The 17,318-nt window shown below is 61.0% G+C and carries 11 protein-coding genes and 2 pseudogenes; 1 reads left to right on the top strand and 12 read right to left on the bottom strand.

The window, feature by feature from the left end; all coding sequences use genetic code 11:
* Positions 1-161 precede the first annotated feature (161 nt).
* The 6 genes from gcsR to arcD (NF676_RS20810) form a co-directional block, all read right to left on the bottom strand.
* On the bottom strand, positions 162-1,670 hold the full coding sequence (gcsR, locus tag NF676_RS20835; RefSeq protein WP_150637481.1) for a transcriptional regulator GcsR: 1,509 nt from the start codon (positions 1,668-1,670) through the stop codon (positions 162-164).
* Positions 1,671-1,916: 246 nt separating this feature from the next.
* Positions 1,917-2,279 (bottom strand): DUF5064 family protein, encoded by a 363-nt coding sequence (locus NF676_RS20830; protein WP_041479784.1) that lies wholly within the window; start codon positions 2,277-2,279, stop codon positions 1,917-1,919.
* Between the two features lie 62 nt (positions 2,280-2,341).
* Positions 2,342-3,271 carry a carbamate kinase gene (gene arcC / locus NF676_RS20825; protein WP_252886700.1) on the bottom strand — a complete coding sequence of 310 codons (930 nt, stop codon included), beginning with the start codon at positions 3,269-3,271 and terminating at the stop codon, positions 2,342-2,344.
* Between the two features lie 191 nt (positions 3,272-3,462).
* Positions 3,463-4,473: an ornithine carbamoyltransferase gene (locus tag NF676_RS20820; protein WP_041479782.1), complete on the bottom strand. Its 1,011-nt coding sequence runs from the start codon at positions 4,471-4,473 to the stop codon at positions 3,463-3,465.
* Between the two features lie 68 nt (positions 4,474-4,541).
* Entirely contained in the window at positions 4,542-5,798 is a 1,257-nt protein-coding gene (gene arcA, locus NF676_RS20815; protein WP_016773516.1) for an arginine deiminase, read from the bottom strand.
* Between the two features lie 35 nt (positions 5,799-5,833).
* Positions 5,834-7,261, bottom strand: a complete 1,428-nt coding sequence (arcD, locus tag NF676_RS20810; protein WP_016773517.1) for an arginine-ornithine antiporter — start codon at positions 7,259-7,261, stop codon at positions 5,834-5,836.
* 437 nt (positions 7,262-7,698) lie between these two features.
* On the opposite strand from arcD (NF676_RS20810), the gene arcD (NF676_RS20805) reads away from it, so the two are divergent.
* Positions 7,699-9,126 carry an arginine-ornithine antiporter gene (arcD, locus tag NF676_RS20805; RefSeq protein WP_076563934.1) on the top strand — a complete coding sequence of 476 codons (1,428 nt, stop codon included), beginning with the start codon at positions 7,699-7,701 and terminating at the stop codon, positions 9,124-9,126.
* A 456-nt stretch (positions 9,127-9,582) separates the two neighbouring features.
* Here arcD (NF676_RS20805) and NF676_RS20800 read toward each other — a convergent pair whose 3' ends face one another.
* The 6 genes and pseudogenes from NF676_RS20800 to NF676_RS20780 all read right to left on the bottom strand — a co-directional run bounded on the left by NF676_RS20800 (position 9,583) and on the right by NF676_RS20780 (position 17,298).
* The gene (locus tag NF676_RS20800; protein ID WP_252886699.1) at positions 9,583-10,932 is read right to left on the bottom strand and encodes a CoA transferase; all 1,350 of its coding nucleotides are present in this window, start codon (positions 10,930-10,932) and stop codon (positions 9,583-9,585) included.
* Positions 10,933-11,123: 191 nt separating this feature from the next.
* Positions 11,124-11,651 (bottom strand): annotated as a pseudogene (locus tag NF676_RS27855) (methyl-accepting chemotaxis protein); the annotation flags it as partial.
* A 378-nt stretch (positions 11,652-12,029) separates the two neighbouring features.
* Positions 12,030-12,989, bottom strand: a pseudogene (locus tag NF676_RS27850) (methyl-accepting chemotaxis protein); the annotation flags it as partial.
* Positions 12,990-13,430: 441 nt separating this feature from the next.
* The gene (locus NF676_RS20790; RefSeq protein WP_252886697.1) at positions 13,431-13,841 is read right to left on the bottom strand and encodes a YbaN family protein; all 411 of its coding nucleotides are present in this window, start codon (positions 13,839-13,841) and stop codon (positions 13,431-13,433) included.
* A gap of 162 nt (positions 13,842-14,003) precedes the next feature.
* Positions 14,004-14,600 (bottom strand): biliverdin-producing heme oxygenase, encoded by a 597-nt coding sequence (locus tag NF676_RS20785; protein ID WP_252886696.1) that lies wholly within the window; start codon positions 14,598-14,600, stop codon positions 14,004-14,006.
* Positions 14,601-14,709: 109 nt separating this feature from the next.
* The gene (locus tag NF676_RS20780) at positions 14,710-17,298 is read right to left on the bottom strand and encodes a TonB-dependent receptor (protein WP_252886695.1); all 2,589 of its coding nucleotides are present in this window, start codon (positions 17,296-17,298) and stop codon (positions 14,710-14,712) included.
* Between the last annotated feature and the right edge of the window lie 20 nt (positions 17,299-17,318).

The raw sequence follows: 17,318 nt of genomic DNA, 5'->3' as shown, positions 1-17,318 counted from the left end.
GTCGTTTTTGAACGGATTTTGAATCCGCCATAAAACCTTGTGGGAGCGAGCCTGCTCGCGAAGACGGTGTGTCAGGCGCCAGCTATTTCGCTGATAGACCGCTTTCGCGAGCAGGCTCGCTCCCACATGGGGAATTTCCTGCAATAGGGATGCGCGGTGAGTCAGGGTTTATTGGGAATGCCGTATTTGCGCAGGCGATGGGCGATGGCGGTGTGCGAGGTTTGCAAGCGGCTCGCCAGTTGCCGGGTCGAGGGATAGCTGACGTAAAGCTTTTCCAGCAGCGCCCTTTCGAACGATTCGACCGCTTGTTCGAGACTTTCCACCTCAGTGTCGCTCTGGCGCGCGACGGAGGTGCCGGCGATGTCGAGGTCGCCGATATCGACAAGGCTGCTCTCGCAAATCGCTGCCGCGCGGAAAATCACGTTCTGCAGTTGCCGCACGTTGCCCGGCCAGCGATTGCCGAGCAGCGCCGGATAAGTGCCGGGCGCCAGGCGGCAGACCGGGCGCTGGATCTGCGCACAGGCCTGCTGCATGAAGTAGCGAGCCAGCAGCAAAATGTCTTGACCGCGTTCACGCAGCGGCGGCACTTCGACGTTGAGCACATTGAGGCGATAGAACAGGTCTTCGCGGAACAAGCCTTCGCTGACCATTTTTTCCAGATCGCGGTGGGTAGCGCTGAGGATGCGCACATTGACCTTCACTTCACGATCACCGCCCACCCGACGAAAGCTGCCATCGTTGAGAAAGCGCAGCAATTTGGCCTGCAAGTACGGCGACATCTCGCCGATCTCATCAAGGAACACCGTGCCCTGGTTGGCCAGTTCCATCAGCCCCGGCTTACCGCCACGCGCCGCACCGGTGAAGGCGCCGGGGGCGTAGCCGAACAGTTCGCTCTCGGCGAGGTTCTCCGGCAGCGCCGCGCAGTTGAGGGCGAGAAACGGAGCGCTGTGCCGTGCACTGATGGCATGGCAAGCGCGGGCGACGAGTTCTTTACCGGTACCGGTTTCGCCTTGAATCAACAACGGTGCATCAAGGGCGGCGACGCGTTGCGCGCGGGCCTTGAGTGTGCGGATCGCCGGAGACTCGCCGAGCAGCGCGTCGAAGCCTTCGGCGTGATCGTGGTGCAGTGCCGAGAGTTGTTCGCCGATGCGGTTCGGTTGATACAGGGTCAGCAGGGCGCCGGCGTCTGTGATCGGCGTGGCGTCGAGCAGCAGGGTCTGGCCGTTGACGGTGATCTCGCGCAGCGGCAGGCGAAAGCCGTTTTCCAGCAGGGTATCGAGCAGGCCGGGATCATTGAACAGCGCCGAGACGCTTTCACCGGCCGGTTCGCGACCGTACAGGGCAATCAACGCCGGGTTGGCCAGCAGCACCTTGCCGGCGCTGTCGAGGGCCAGCACCGGGTCGGTCATCGCCGCGAGCAGGGCATCTAGCTGCAAGTGCCGGCGCTGGCCGGGGAGGATATCGACCACGGTCACCGCTTCCACGCCGAGCACGCGAAACAGCGCATCTTTGAGTTCTTCGAGCACTTGCGGGCTGAGGGTCGGCGCGTCGATGTAGACGTTCGGCGGGATCATCTCCACCGCATCCAGATTGAGATTGCGCCCACCGAGGATAGCCAGGACTTCCTGGGTGATGCCGACGCGGTCGATGAAGCTGACGTGGATACGCATGGGGGCGGTTCAGTGATCTGTAGTGCGGAGGGGGGCAAGTATGCCTTAAATCAAAAGCCCCCTCACCCCAGCCCTCTCCCGGAGGGAGAGGGAGCCGACCGAGGTGTCTGGGGTTATGCATCGACCTGAAAGTACCGGGCGATTATGGATTCAGTGATGCAGGATCAGGTCGACGCAATGCTGCAGCATCCCCCAATCGGTTCCCTCTCCCTCCGGGAGAGGGCTAGGGTGAGGGGCTTTTGATTTTTATTCGAAATGCTCGAGGTTCACCGGATCCCCCGACTGCATATTCAACTTCTGCCGAATGTCTTCAAACATCAGATCGTAATGCTTGTGCACCGAGCCGATCTGGCTGTGGGTCTTGGGGATGCCGTACTTCTCGGCGATCCGCGTGACATCGCGGGCGAAGTTGTAGGCCTCTTCCTTGGGCAGGAAAAACGCCTCCTTCATGTCCTTGCCCTGCATGCTGCCGTGCAGGGTGAACTGAATCCCCTTGCCTTTCTGTGGGTCGGTGAACACTTCATAGTCCAGATGCACGTTGTAATTGACGTCATCGTCGGTCAACGCGTGCCGCTCGATGTGCAGATGACCAGGTTCGAACTGGGCCATTGAGCTACTCCTTTCAAGGCATGGAAGCGGAGCAGGTCTTGAGCCTGCCCCGGCGTTTATTGTTATCGGTAGCTGATCCCCGGCTTCGCCGTGCTGACCCGCGTACCGGCGGTGCCCTGGACGATGGCTTCGATATCGGCCAGCGAACCGATCACCGCGACCTTGCCAGTATGGCGCGCGAATTCGCAGGCTGCCTGCACCTTCGGCCCCATCGAGCCGGCGGCGAAACCAAGGCGTTCGAGTTCGTCGGGGTGGGCTTCGGCGATGGCTTTCTGCGTCGGCTTGCCGTAGTCGATGAACGCTGCGTTGACGTCGGTGGCGATCACCAGCAGGTCGGCTTCCAGTTGCTCGGCGAGCAACGACGAGCACAGATCCTTGTCGATCACCGCCTCGATACCCTTGAGGTTACGGTTTTCGTCATACATGGTCGGAATGCCGCCGCCACCAGCGCAAATGACGATGCTGCCCTTGTCCAGCAGCCACTTGATCGGGCGGATTTCGAAGATCCGTTTCGGCCTTGGACTGGCTACGACGCGGCGGAATTTGTCGCCATCCGGGGCAATCGCCCAGCCTTTTTCGGCGGCGAGTTTGTCCGCTTCGGCTTTCTCGTAGACCGGGCCGATCGGCTTGCTCGGCTTCTTGAAAGCCGGGTCGTTGGCGTCGACTTCAACCTGGGTCAGCAGGGTGGCGAACGGCACTTCGAAGTCGAGCAGATTGCCCAGTTCCTGTTCGATGATGTAGCCGATCATGCCTTCGGTTTCGGCACCGAGCACGTCCAGCGGGTAGGGGGTGACGGAGGTGTAGGCCGCCGCTTGCAGCGACAGCAGGCCGACTTGCGGGCCATTGCCGTGGGCGATGACCAGTTGGTTGCCGGGATGGATCTTGGCGATTTGCTCGGTGGCGATGCGGATGTTGGCGCGCTGGTTGTCAGCGGTCATCGGCTCACCACGGCGGAGCAGGGCGTTACCGCCCAGGGCTACGACGATACGCATGGTGCAATCCTTCTAAGCAGAGGAATGACAAACGACTCGATCTCCCTGCTGGAACCGATATCCCTGTGGGAGCGAGCCTGCTCGCGAACGCGTCAGATCAGTCGACATCGCTGTTGAATGACCCACCGCTTTCGCGAGCAGGCTCGCTCCCACATTGGGTTTCCGGTTCCTTCAGTGGGAGCGCTGTGGCGTCAGAGATCAGCCAGGGTCGAAACCAGAATCGCCTTGATCGTGTGCATGCGGTTTTCCGCTTGCTCGAAGGCGATGCAGGCCGGCGACTCGAACACGTCATCGGTCACTTCAATACCGTTTTTCAGGTGCGGATATTGTTCGGCGATCTGTTTGCCGACCTTGGTGTCGCTGTTGTGGAACGCCGGCAGGCAGTGCATGAACTTGGTACGCGGGTTGCCGGTGGCCTTCATCAGCTCGGCGTTGACCTGATACGGCAGCAGTTGCTGAATGCGCTCGGCCCAGGCTTCCACCGGTTCACCCATCGATACCCAGACATCGGTGTGAATGAAGTCCACGCCTTTGACCGCTTCTTTCGGATCTTCGGTGAGGGTGATGCGTGCGCCGCTTTCCTCACCGTATTTTTTGCAGCGCGCCACCAGATCGTCCAGTGGCCACAGTGCTTTCGGCGCGCAGATGCGCACGTCCATGCCGAGCTTGGCGCCGATCAGCAGCAGCGAGTTGCCCATGTTGTTGCGCGCGTCACCCAGGTAGGCGTAGCTGATTTCATGGATCGGCTTGTCGGCGTGCTCACGCATGGTCAGCACGTCGGCGATCATCTGGGTCGGGTGATATTCATCGGTCAGGCCGTTGAACACCGGCACGCCGGCGAACTTGGCCAGCTCCTCGACGATTTCCTGTTTGAAGCCACGGTACTCGATGGCGTCATACATGCGCCCGAGCACGCGGGCGGTGTCCTTCATGCTTTCCTTGTGGCCGATCTGCGAGGAGTTCGGGTCGATGTAAGTGACGTTGGCGCCTTGGTCATAGGCCGCCACTTCGAAGGCGCAACGGGTGCGGGTCGAAGTTTTCTCGAAGATCAGGGCGATGTTATTGCCCTTCAGATGCTGTTGCTCGGTGCCGGTGTACTTCGCACGTTTCAGATCGCGAGACAGGTCGAGCAAGTAACGCAATTCGCGAGGGGTGTGGTGTTCCAGGCTCAGCAAATTACGGTTGTGAATGTTAAACGCCATGATGGATCTCCTTGGGTTTCGGTTATCCCCTTGGCCGCGCTGGATAAGTCGCGGCGAAGGCTCAAAGATTAGTAGTCGATCGGGTCGCGGATGATCGGGCAGGTCATGCAGTGGCCGCCGCCACGGCCTCGGCCGAGTTCGCCGGCGCTGATGGTGATGACCTCCACGCCAGCCTTGCGCAGCAGGGTGTTGGTGTAGGTGTTGCGGTCGTAGCCGATGACCACGCCCGGTTCCATCGCCACCACGTTGTTGCCGTCGTCCCATTGCTCGCGTTCGGCGGCGAAGCTGTTGCCGCCGGTTTCCACCACGCGCAGTTTCGGCAGGTTCAGCGCCGCAGCGACGGTGTCGAGGAAGCTGCCTTCTTCGCGGCGGATGTCGATGCCGCCCTGTTTGCTTTCGTCAGGACGCAGGGTGAAGGCGACGATCTGGTTGACCACTTCCGGGAAGATCGTCACCAGGTCGCGGTCGCAGAAGCTGAACACGGTGTCCAGGTGCATTGCGGCGCGGGACTTCGGCAGGCCGGCGACGATGACTTTTTCCACCGCTTTGTTGTTGAACAGGTTCAGCGCCAGTTGGCCGATGGCCTGCCGCGATGAACGCTCGCCCATGCCGATCAGCACCACGCCGTTGCCGATCGGCATGACGTCGCCGCCCTCAAGGGTGGAGTTGCCGTGGTCCTTGTCCGGGTCGCCGTACCAGATCTCGAATTCGGCGTTGGTGAATTGCGGATGGAATTTATAGATGGCGGTGGTCAGCAGGGTTTCCTGACGGCGCGCCGGCCAGTACATCGGGTTCAGCGTCACGCCACCGTAGATCCAGCAGGTAGTGTCACGGGTGAACTGGGTATTGGGCAGCGGCGGCAGGATGAAGCTGGAGTGGCCGAGGAAGTCGCGGAACATCTGGATGGTCTTGCCACCGAAGCTGTCCGGCAGATCATCGGCCGACACGCCGCCAATCAGGAATTCGGCGATGTGGCGTGGCTCGAGGCTTTTCAGCCAGGATTTCACTTCGCTGATCAGGCCCAGGCCCACCGAGTCGGCAGTGACTTTGCGCTCAAGAATCCAGTCCAGCGCTTCGGGGATGGCAACGATGTCGGTCAGCAGGTTGTGCATTTCCACCACGTCGATGCCGCGCTCGCGCATCTTGGTGACGAAGTCGAAGTGATCGCGCTTGGCCTGCGCCACCCACAGCACGTCATCGAACAGCAGTTCATCGCAGTTGTTCGGGGTCAGCCGCTGATGGGCCAGACCTGGGGAGCAAACCATGACTTTACGCAGTTTCCCGGCTTCGGAGTGGACGCCGTACTTCACTTTTTCCGTGGTCATTTCTGTGTTCCTCCAGATGACAATTCAATCAGGGGTTACAGCGTCAGGAAGCCATCGTAGAGACCATAGGCCGCCACCACGGCGCCCACGACCACTGCGGCGAAAATCAGCTTCTCGACGTTGGTGAAAACCGGTTGTTTGAGTTCCAGCTTGGCCTTGGCGAACAGGATCGCGCCGGGCGCGTAGAGCAGGGCCGACAGCAGCAGGTACTTGACCCCGCCGGCGTACAACAACCACACCGCGTAGATCAGGGCGATACCGCCGATGATCAGATCCTTGCGCCGCTCGGCGGCAAAGCCTTCGTAGCTCTCGCCGCGCACCGCCAGCAGCAGGGCATAGGCCGCTGACCACAGGTACGGCACCAGAATCATCGAGGTGGCGAGGTAGATCAGTGACAGGTAAGTGCTGGCCGAGAACAGGGTGATGATCAGGAACACCTGCACCATCGCGTTGGTCAGCCACAGGGCGTTGACCGGCACATGGTTGGCGTTTTCCTTGCGCAGAAACTCCGGCATGGTGTGGTCTTTGGCGGCGGCGAACATGATCTCGGCACACAGCAGCACCCACGACAGCAACGCCCCGAGCAACGAGATGATCAGGCCGACGCTGATCAGCACCGCCCCCCAGTGACCGACCACATGCTCAAGCACGGCGGCCATCGACGGGTTCTGCAGTTTCGCCAGTTCCGGCTGGGTCATGATGCCCAGCGACAGCACGTTCACCAGCACCAGAAACAGCAGCACGGTGATGAAGCCGATCACGGTGGCCTTGCCGACATCCGAGCGCTTCTCGGCGCGGGCGGAGAAGATGCTCGCGCCTTCGATGCCGATGAACACCCAGACGGTGACCAGCATCATGTTGCGCACCTGGTTCATCACACTGCCCAGGTCAGGGTTTTTCACGCCCCAGATGTCGGCGGTGAAGATGTCCAGTCTGAACGCGAAGACTGCGATCAACACGAACAGCAGCAGCGGTACGACCTTGGCGACGGTGGTCACCAGGTTGATGAACGCCGCTTCCTTGATCCCGCGCAACACCAGGAAATGCACACCCCACAGCAGCAAGGACGCGCCGATCACCGCCGCCGGGGTATTGCCTTCGCCGAAGATCGGAAAGAAATAGCCGAGGGTGCTGAACAGCAGAACGAAGTAACCGACGTTGCCCAGCCAGGCGCTGATCCAGTAGCCCCAGGCCGATGAGAAACCCATGTAGTCGCCGAATCCGGCCTTGGCGTAGGCGTAGACTCCGCCGTCCAGATCAGGCTTGCGATTGGCGAGGGTCTGAAAGACAAATGCGAGGGTGAGCATGCCGACTGCGGTGATGGCCCAGCCGATCAGCACTGCACCGACGTCGGCGCTGGCGGCCATGTTTTGTGGCAACGAAAATATCCCGCCGCCAATCATTGAACCGACTACCAGTGCAACCAGTGCACCGAGTCTTAGTTTTCCGGGCGCTTCAGACATTTGCATGACTCCATTGCAGGAAAGGAGAGCTCACAGCCTAGTACCGTTGTCTGTTCGAATAGCTGACTTGGATCAGTGCATGGCCACATTCCATTGTTAATGAATGACTTATCCACCCGTTGCGGGCATAACACTGTGCTCTGGAAGGCCCGTCCCAGAGCCGTTTCGCTTACGCAATTGGGAATAGCAATTAATGCTTTCGAACTATGACGCTAGTTGCTTTTCCGCGTTTGGCAAATGTCCGTCATCTGTTTTCAGTACAGAATTGAATAATCAAGATTGGCGCACAAAACTGACTTAACGTGCTAAGCGTTATCGTGGTCGGCTATATATAACGGTGCGAAATTGGCCATTACCTGATAAACGTCATCTACCCTTAGGCTTTTAGTCGGCAGTTGTTACAAATAAACAACAACGGCTCTTTCAAGGAGATCTGCATGTCGCAACCGACGCAAAAGCTGCGCCTTGGTGCGTTGATCGCGCTGGTGGTGGGGTCGATGATCGGCGGGGGGATTTTCTCGTTGCCGCAAAACATGGCGGCGCGCGCCGATGCCGGGGCGATCCTGATCGGCTGGGGCATCACCGCGATCGGCATGCTGACGCTGGCCTTCGTCTTTCAGACCCTGGCCAATCGCAAGCCGGAGCTGGACTCGGGCGTCTACGCCTACGCCAAGGCCGGGTTCGGCGACTACATGGGCTTTTCGTCGGCGTGGGGTTACTGGATCAGCGCCTGGCTGGGCAACGTCGGCTATTTTGTGTTGCTGTTCAGCACCCTCGGTTATTTCTTTCCGGTATTCGGCCAGGGCAACACGCCGATCGCCATCGGCTGCGCTTCGGTGCTGTTGTGGGCGGTGCATTTTCTGGTGATGCGCGGGATCAAGGAGGCAGCGCTGATCAACCAGTTGACCACTGTGGCCAAGGTCGTGCCGTTGATCATGTTCATCGTCATCGCTGCCGTGGCATTCAAGGCTGACATCTTCACCCGCGACATATGGGGCCGCAGCAACCCGAACTTCGGCGGGGTGATGGATCAGGTGCGCAACATGATGCTGGTCACCGTGTTCGTGTTCATCGGCATCGAAGGCGCCAGCGTCTATTCGGCTCGCGCAGAAAAACGCAGCGACGTCGGCCGCGCCACGGTGATCGGTTTTCTCGGCGTGCTGGCGCTGCTGGTGCTGGTCAACGTGCTGTCGCTGGGGATCATGAGTCAACCGGAACTGGCCAATCTGCAAAACCCATCACTGGCAGCGGTGCTCGAGCACATCGTCGGGCCGTGGGGTGCGTTGCTGATCAGCATCGGACTGGCGATTTCGCTGTTGGGCGCGTTGTTGTCATGGGCCTTGCTGTGCGCGGAAATCCTCTTCGCCACGGCCAAAGACAAAACCATGCCGGCGTTCCTGAAGAAGGAAAACAAGAACCACGTGCCGGTCAACGCGCTGTGGCTGACCAATGTGATGATTCAGATTTTCCTGCTGATCACATTGTTCTCGGCGGGTACTTACACCAGTCTGATTTACCTGGCCTCGTCGATGATTCTGGTGCCGTATTTGTGGTCGGCGGCCTACGCGGTGCTGCTCAGCGGGCGCGGCGAAACCTACGAACACGCCTCGGCGGAACGTACAAAGGATCTGCTGATCGGCGGCATCGCACTGGTTTACGCGGTGTGGCTGTTGTATGCCGGTGGGGTGAAGTATCTGCTGCTGTCGGCGCTGCTGTATGCGCCGGGGGTGATTCTGTTTGCCAAGGCCAAGCGTGAACAGGGGCAACCGGTTTTCACTACGGTGGAAAAGGGGATTTTTGCTTGCGTGGTGATCGGGGCGGGGCTGGCGGCGTATGGGTTGTATAGCGGGGTGTTGTCGTTGTGATCTGAAAAGCAGCCCCTCACCCTAGCCCTCTCCCAGAGGGAGAGGGGACCGACCGAGGTGTCTGGCGCTATACGTCGACCTGAGCGATCGAGTTGATTATGGATTCGACGAAAATCTTTCACGTCGGCGTAACTCTCCAATATCCCCCAATCAGTCCCCTCTCCCTCTGGGAGAGGGGACCGACCGAGGTGTCTGGCGCTATACATCGACCTGAGCGATCGAGTCGATTATGGATTCGACGAAAATCTTGCACGTCGGCGTAACTGTCCAATATCCCCCAATCAGTCCCCTCTCCCTCTGGGAGAGGGGACCGACCGAGGTGTCTGGCGCTATACATCGACCTGAGCGATCGAGTCGATTATGGATTCGACGAAAATCTTGCACGTCGGCGTAACTCTCCAATATCCCCCAATCAGTCCCCTCTCCCTCTGGGAGAGGGCTAGGGTGAGGGGCTTCTCATGGCCAACACGGAGGATGCGAGCCCAACTCCGTCGCCGGCCAATTCCACCGCATCGCCGTCCCGCTGATCTGCAGCGGCACGCGCAACCTCCGCGCCGGTCCCCACGCGGTGTGTTCAATCGCCGGATCCTGATCCAGTGCGTCTTCAGCCCGCAGCGGATCAAGCATCCCCGGCCCATGCTCGACCAACAGTTTCGCCGTACGCGCCAGCGACAACCGCGCCGAACCCCCGCGACCGCTGGCCAGTCGTTCAGTCAGCAGCCTTATTGCACTCGCCGCCATCAGATACCCGGTCGCATGATCCAGCGCCTGCACCGGCAGTGGCGTCGGTTTATCACTGTGCTTCCAGCGCTGTCCGGCCTCGGCAATGCCGCTGCTCATCTGCACCAGGCTGTCGAAGCCCCGGCGGTTCTGCCAGGGGCCGCTCCAGCCGTAGGCGTTGAGGCAGACGTCGATCAGCCCCGGTGCCAGTTGCCTTCGGCGTTCAATACCCAACCCCAGATGTTCCAGCGCATCGGCGCGATAGCCGTGGAGCAAGATGTCGGCGTCTTGCAATAAACCTTCGAACACTGCGCGATCCGCTGGCACTTGCAGATCCAGCCGCGCACAGCGCTTGCCGACAGTCATTTCCGGAACGACGCCGGGTTCGTTCCAGCTCGGTGGATCGATGCGCAGCACGTTGGCGCCCAGCCCTGCGAGAAAGCGGCTGGCGCTGGGGCCGGCGAGGACGCGGGTCAGGTCGAGCACCTTGATCCCGGCCAGCGGTCGTGCGAGCGAGCCTTGCCAGGCGGTGCGTTTCTCGTCCGTCTGCTCGATGAATTGCACCAGCGCTTCAGCATTCACCGCCAGCCCCTGCGGATGCTGCTGCCACTGCGTCCAACTGCGCATCTCGGCGGCGCAGCCCTTGGCGTCGACCACTGCTTGTTCCAGATCCGCACTGTCCCATTGCGCGACTTTCGCCGCCATTGCGGCGCGGTCGGCGCAGGCACCGAGGATGCGTTCAGCGGCGGCGCGGTGATGCGGGGCGTTGGTGTGCAGACGGATCCAGCCGTCCCGGGTCGCATAGTCGCCGGCGATTGCATCCCATAAGGGCGGCACCTGCCAGCCGATCGGGCGAAGCGAGGTGGAGAACCAGAACGAGGCAAGGCGCCGGTCGACTGCAACCGCAGGCAAGTGCCCGGTTTGCGGGTGAAGCAATTCGCTGAGCGCTTGCCCGGCAACGGCGATGCTGGCGCAGGCCAGTTCAGTGACTGCGAACGCCGAGGGCAACGCGCCTTCACCGTTGAAGGGGATGGGCGTGCGAGGCAGGCCGAGTGCGGTTTGGATGGACGTGAGCAGATCAGTCATCGAAGGCCCTCCGGAACGAGAGGGCGATGATAGTGCAAAAGAATCGCGGTTTAGATGAAACCAGGATGTGAACCCGTTTCCCCAGTGGGAGCGAGCCTGCTCGCGAAGGCGTCGTGTCAGTCAACACGGATGTTGGATATGACGACCGCTTCGCGAGCAGGCTCGCTCCCACAGGGATTTATGCTGGGCCGTTACACGCGGAACTGATCCATCAATTTCATCTGCTGGCTCGCCAGGCTGTTGAGCTGGCTGCTGATCGCTGCCGATTCGGTGGCCTGCTCGGTCAGGGTTTCGGTGACGGTGCGAATTGCCGAGACGTTGCGGTTGACCTCTTCGGCCACGGCACTCTGTTCTTCGGCGGCACTGGCGATCTGCAGGTTCATGTCGCTGATCACCGTCACCGCGTCGCTGATCTTGCCCAGCGCATCAACGGCCTGACGAATCTGCCCGGCATTGTTGTGCGCCTGGGTCTGGCTCGAATGCATGGTCGCGACCACGCCACGGGTGCCGGTCTGGATGCGCTCGATGACGATGCGGATTTCTTCCACCGAATCCTGCGTGCGCTTGGCGAGGTTGCGCACCTCGTCGGCGACCACGGCAAAACCGCGACCGCTTTCGCCGGCGCGGGCGGCTTCGATGGCGGCGTTGAGGGCCAGCAGGTTGGTTTGTTCGGCGATGCTGCGGATTACTTCCAGCACCGAGCCGATCTGCTCGCTGTTCACTGCCAGCGCTTCGACCTCGGTCACTGCTTTGCTGACCTCATCGGCGAGTTGATTGATGTCGCGGGTGCTGCGCTCGATGATCGCCATACCGTCCTTCGCGGACTGATCGGCACCCTTGGCCGCATTGGCCGCGTTCGAGGCACTGTTGGCGACGTCGTGGGCGGTGGCGCTCATTTCGTTGGACGCGGTGGCGACCTGATCGATTTCGCGGAACTGCACCTGCATGCCTTCGCTGGTCTGGCGGGCAATTTCCGACGACTGATCAGCCGTGCCACGGGCTTCGGTGATGCTCTGTTTGATCTGCGCGATGGTCGGCTGAAGCTTGTCGAGGAAGCGGTTGAACCAGTTCACCAGTTCGCCCAGCTCGTCTTTCTTGCTGTAGTTCAGGCGCTGGGTCAGATCGCCTTCGCCGCTGGCAATGTTCTTCAACATGTCGGCGACGCTGTTGATCGGACGGGTGACGCCGGAGGCGGTGAGCCAGATCAGCAGGAGGCCGACCAGACCGGCCACGCCCGCCACCAGCAGGGCAGTGATGACGCCGGTTTGTTGCGCGTCATCCAGCACCGCTTGCAGTTTCACCGAGTCGGCCAGCAGCACGTGCTCGGGCAGATCGATGACCACGCCCCAGGCGCGCGAATTGCCGATCGGGTCGACCGGGTAAACCGCGCGAATCAGCTCGCCCTGTTGGAGAATTTTTGCCGTACCGCTGCCGACCAGTTGCAATACATCCTTGCCGTCAGCGCCGAGGGTGTCGCTGATTTTTTTGCCCACTCGCGTCGCGTCGGCACTGTCGGCCGCCAGCACACCGCTGCCGGAGACGATCAGCATATGCCCGGCGTTGTTGAACAGGCTGCGCTGCGAGTCGACGGCGGCGGCTTGCAGGGCGTCGAGCGCGATGTCGACACCGACCACACCGATCGCTTTGCCATCCACCAGCAGCGGTACGGAAATGGTCGTCATGAGCATTTCCTTGCCACCGACCGTGTCGGCATACGGGTCAAGCAGGCAGGTGCGTTTGTTGTCGCGAGGGCAGGTGTACCAACTGTTGTACGGCGTGCCGCTGACGCTGAGGGTGGTCTTGGTCAGGTCGTCCTCGACCATTATCGTATTCAGCGCGGCGCCGGCGGCACGGCTCCAGTACGAGGCGAAGCGCCCGGCTTCGTTGGACTGCCGCGCGGCATCGTTGGCGAATTCGCTGTCCTTGCCGTCGAGGCCGTTGGGTTCGAAGGCCAGCCAGATGCCGAGGACTTTATCGTTGCGCTCGAAGGCGGTTTTCAGGCTCTGGTTCAACTCTTCACGAACAGCGCCGGCTTCGAGCGAACGCTTGGCCGCCATCGTCCGCAGATCCTTGATCTGGTCGGCGAGGGCGGTAACCACCAGCAGGCTTTCACCAAAGGTTTTCTGCACCCGCACCGCTTGCTCAGCGGCCTTGGCCTGCAACAGGTTCTGCACGCTGGCGGTGAGCAACTGGTTGCTGGATTGACTGACCAGCGCGTCGTTCTGGTCGGTCTGGTAGATGTTCATGCTGACAATCAGCACCACCACTCCGAGCAGGCACATGCCGGAGAGCAGGACGATTTTCAGGCGAATGGAAAGAGAGTCGAACATGGGGCGATCTCGCGAATGGAATAAACAGGTGGCTGGGCCGGGAGCCCGGTTTGCCAAATCCATTCAGCGCCATTCAATGCTCATCGGCGTCGAGTGAGACGGCATGAGGCACTTGCCGACGGACGGTCGCCGCTAAACGTTTGCGCAGGGGAAAGTGCTGAAAAGGCTTTAATTACAGGGATGTTTCACTAACGCGGCGGGCGTCTCCGGGCGCGACCAGATCCACAGGTTGCCCATGGCCATGCCGGCAATCGCCAGATAGATCGGCCAGCCGTGATCAAGCAGTACCAGCATCAAAGTGGCGCACAGCAGCATGCTGACGGTGGCGCTGATCTTGGCCTTGCGCGCGATCACCCTGCCGTTGCGCCAGTTACTGAGGATCGGCCCGAACAGGCGATGATTCTCCAGCCACGCACTCAAGCGCGGCGAACTGCGGGTCGCGGCCCACGCGGCAAGGAGGATGAACTCGGTGGTCGGCAGACCGGGCACGACGATGGCGACCAGGCCAATGCCGAGGCTGACATAGGCCAGCAGGCCGAACAGCAGACGGGCAAGTTTTGATGGGGCGGGTGCGGGCATGGGCTCAGCGGCGGCTTCTGAAGCGGAACGGGGATCTTACAGATTTGTGGTGAGCTCTGTGGGAGCGAGCCTGCTCGCGAAAGCGGTTGATCAGGCACATTGATGTTGAATGTGCTGCCGTCTTCGCGAGCAGGCTCGCTCCCACAAGTGATAAGAGTTGCGTCAGGCCACTTCGGCTTCTATGGCATAAGCCCGTTCCAGCAGCACGGTGAAGCGGTTGAATGCATCCAGCGCACCTTGCTCAACTTCCGCCTCTTCCTCTGCCGTGAACGGCAACGCATCGAGGGTGCGTACGAAGCTTTTCCAGCCCTCGGCGCGGCCACCTTGCGGTTCAGCCAAATGCCGGGCACCAAAGGTTTCGCTCAGATCGAGCGCCACCGCGCGCTTGATCAGGAACGCCGCGCCGAGCTTGGAACCCTCGGAAACAAAGATCCAGCCCAGCGCCCGCGCCTTGCTCGGGTTTTTCAGCGCGCCGGCCACCGGCGCCGGGACTTCGGTGTCGAGGTCGGCAAGGTCAGCCTTGGCCGCTTCGGCGCGGCAACGGGCCGGCAGGTCGGGGACGATTGCAGTCAGTTCGGCATCGTTGTACAGCTCGACCAGTTCCGCCTGGAACAGGTATTGCGCAACGACGAAACGGGCGAAGCTGGCGCGGGTTTCGAATGGTGCGTGGGCTTTGACCAGCGCATCGAGTTTGCTGTGCGGCTCATGGGTGATCTGGTTCAGGCGTTGCGAACGCAGGGTTTTTTCCGGGGTAGTCATGGGGTGTCCTTGATAGATGAGGCGCTTGATAACAAGACGTACGGGCGGGCGCCGGACAGTAAAAAAACCTCACTGCGCGGCGAGAACTCGCGCAGTGAGGCCGGGCGGATCAGATGTCCCAGATCAGGTTGATCGCGAAGTTGCGCCCCGGTTGGGTCAGGCGATCAAGGTTGGCCGGTTGCGTCACCGACGCTTCGCCGACGCTGTCGTAACCGCGCACGTCATCCCACAGCCAGTACTTCTTGTCGGTCAGGTTGTAGACGCCGCCGCTGACGGTGACGTCGTCGGTCACCTTGTAATAGCCGGCCAGATCGAGAATGCCGAAGCCCGGGGTCTTGAACTGACTGCTGACGCCGTCCGGCGACTTGAAGTTGCTGTCGTCGACGCGGTCCTTTTTCTTCACCACGGTCCAGCTCAGCAAACCGCCATAGTTGTCCTGGTCGTAACCGAGACCGAACACGCCGGTGAGCGGATTGACGCTGTTGATCGGCTCGCCGCTGTCGTTGTTGCGACCGTAGGCGTAGGCGATCGAGCCTTGGGTATACAGGCCTTGCGGCGCGCCGAACGCATCCAGGTTCAAGCGACCTTTGACTTCCGCACCCTTGATGGTGGCGCGCTTGATGTTGTTGCTCTGGAAGGTCAACTGATCGTCGCCCGGCTTGACCGCGTCCTCGTTGATGAAGTCGCGGTACTTGTTATAGAACACCGCGACGTCGAACGAGCCCTGCTCGAAATTCCCGCGCAGGCCGGTTTCGAAGCCTTTGCTCTTTTCCGGCTCGAGGTCGGAGTTGGGCGCTACGGTGTAGCCGGTCGTATTGTTCTCGAAACGCCCGTACAGCGATTTTGCCGTGGGCGTGCGGAAGCCTTCGGCGTACTGGCCGTACCAGGTGTAGTTGTCCGTCAGTGCATAGGTCAGGCCGAATTTCGGCGACACCTTGTGCCAGGTCTTGTTTTTGTCGCTGACCGTGCCCTGGCCGTCGGCGTTCACGGTGTTGAGAAACTCTTCAGTGATGTGCGGCTTGAGCTGGGTGTAGTCGTAGCGCAGGCCCGGCAGGAAGGTCCAGTCGTTCCAGCTGATCTGATCCTGAGCAAACAGGCTGTAGGTGTTGATGGTCGGATCGGGGAAATCAGAGGCCTTGGCCAGTACGTCCGCCGGACTCGTCGCGCCAATCGCCGTGCAGCCGCGACCGACGGCTACACAGGTGCCGTCGCCGCTGCGTGAGCCGGTGACTTTCTGCTGTTTGATCGTGGTGCCGTAAGTCAGCAGGTGATCGGTGTCACCGATGGCGAAAGCCTTGTCCAGTTGCGCGTCGAACACCCACTGTTTTTCTTCGTAGAGCGTGTCGCGGGTACGCTGCACTTTACGGGTGATCGGGTAGTACAACTCTTCGGTGCTCTGGTCGGTCTTGGCGATCTGGTGATTGAGGCTCCACTTGGCGTTATCGGCCAGCAGGCTGTCGAGGGCGAACGCGTGTTCGATGCCGAAACGCTCGCGAGTGATGGTGTCGTTGCCGGTGCGCCATTGGTACATGCCGCCGGGCAGGATGCTGCTCGGGATGGTCGGCGCACCATTGGCATAAGGGCCGCCGTAGGCGCTTTTCTGATCGGTGTCGCGATCATCCTTGTACTTTTCGTAGGTCAGGCCCAGGCGCGAATCGTCGTTGTAGTTCCAGCCGAGCTTGGCCAGAACGTTGGTTGCGCGCACGTCTTCCGGGTTGGCGGCGGTGCGTTCCAGACCGGTGCTGTTGTTGCCGCCGAAGGACTCGGTTTCGTGACCGTCGCGCTGGCTGTAATGCAGCAAGCCGTCGAACTCACCGCTGCGGCCAGCGACGGTGGCGGATTTCAGCCAGCTGTCGTCGGCGGAGCTGTAACCGCTTTTCAGACGCGCGCCGACGTCCTTGCCCGGTTTGATGATGTCGTCGGCGTCCAGCGTGTAATAGCTGACCGCGCCGCCGATTGCGTTGCTGCCGTACAGCACCGAGGCCGGGCCACGGAGGATTTCCACGCGTTTGACGATTTCCGGGTCGACGTAGTTGCGCTGGCTTTTGGCGTAGGGGCCGTTGAAGAAGCCGTTGGGGATCTCCACGCCATCGACTTGAGTCAGGATGCGGTCGCCGTCGATACCGCGAATGTTGTAGCCACTGATGCCGCCGCGCTGGCCGGCACCGCCAACGGAAACGCCCGGTTCGTAGCGCACCAGATCCTTGATGGTGTTGACGTTGTTGCGGTCAAGCTCTTGGCGGTCCTGCACGCTGACGGTCGAGGGCACGCTGTTGACCGACTGTTCCTGGCGAGTGGCGCTGATGGTCACCTGATCGAGATTGAGCGTGCCGCTGCTGTTGCGTTTTTCCAGCACGACATTGTTGTTGCTCAGTTTGCGAAAGCTCAGGTTGGTCCCCACCAACAGGCGCTCGAGGGCTTTCTCCGGGGGCAGCGAACCGCGCACGCCCGGCGACGAGACGTTCTGCCCCAGCTCTGCCGGCAAGCCGACCTGCCAACCGGTCACGGCGGTGAAGGCATTCAGTGCCGAAACCAGCGGTTGCTGGCCGATGGCGAAGGCGTAATCGCCCATGTTGCGTGTCGGTTGCTCGGCGGCGGCGGCGAGCAGCGGTGCGGTGCCAGCCATGAGGATGGCCGCAGTCAGCAGCGACAGCACGCGGGAAGGGGAGGAAGTCTGGCGGGTAAGGCGTGAGGACATCGATAGCGCTCCGTGTCGCA

Source organism: Pseudomonas siliginis (genome assembly GCF_024072275.1).
Classification (GTDB): domain Bacteria; phylum Pseudomonadota; class Gammaproteobacteria; order Pseudomonadales; family Pseudomonadaceae; genus Aquipseudomonas; species Aquipseudomonas siliginis.
Note: the sequence above shows the minus strand (reverse complement) of the source record. Positions and strands in the feature narration are given on the sequence as shown.

Bases quoted from the DNA above. Each gene is read 5' to 3' on its own strand.
- NF676_RS20790 (WP_252886697.1), bottom strand. From the start codon at position 13,841: ATGCCCGCACCCGCCCCATCAAAACTTGCCCGTCTGCTGTTCGGCCTG.
- NF676_RS20800 (WP_252886699.1), bottom strand. From the start codon at position 10,932: ATGACTGATCTGCTCACGTCCATCCAAACCGCACTCGGCCTGCCTCGC.
- arcC (WP_252886700.1), bottom strand. From the start codon at position 3,271: ATGCGTATCGTCGTAGCCCTGGGCGGTAACGCCCTGCTCCGCCGTGGT.
- NF676_RS20785 (WP_252886696.1), bottom strand. From the start codon at position 14,600: ATGACTACCCCGGAAAAAACCCTGCGTTCGCAACGCCTGAACCAGATC.
- arcD (WP_076563934.1), top strand. From the start codon at position 7,699: ATGTCGCAACCGACGCAAAAGCTGCGCCTTGGTGCGTTGATCGCGCTG.
- arcA (WP_016773516.1), bottom strand. From the start codon at position 5,798: ATGACCACGGAAAAAGTGAAGTACGGCGTCCACTCCGAAGCCGGGAAA.
- NF676_RS20830 (WP_041479784.1), bottom strand. From the start codon at position 2,279: ATGGCCCAGTTCGAACCTGGTCATCTGCACATCGAGCGGCACGCGTTG.
- gcsR (WP_150637481.1), bottom strand. From the start codon at position 1,670: ATGCGTATCCACGTCAGCTTCATCGACCGCGTCGGCATCACCCAGGAA.
- NF676_RS20780 (WP_252886695.1), bottom strand. From the start codon at position 17,298: ATGTCCTCACGCCTTACCCGCCAGACTTCCTCCCCTTCCCGCGTGCTG.
- arcD (WP_016773517.1), bottom strand. From the start codon at position 7,261: ATGTCTGAAGCGCCCGGAAAACTAAGACTCGGTGCACTGGTTGCACTG.
- NF676_RS20820 (WP_041479782.1), bottom strand. From the start codon at position 4,473: ATGGCGTTTAACATTCACAACCGTAATTTGCTGAGCCTGGAACACCAC.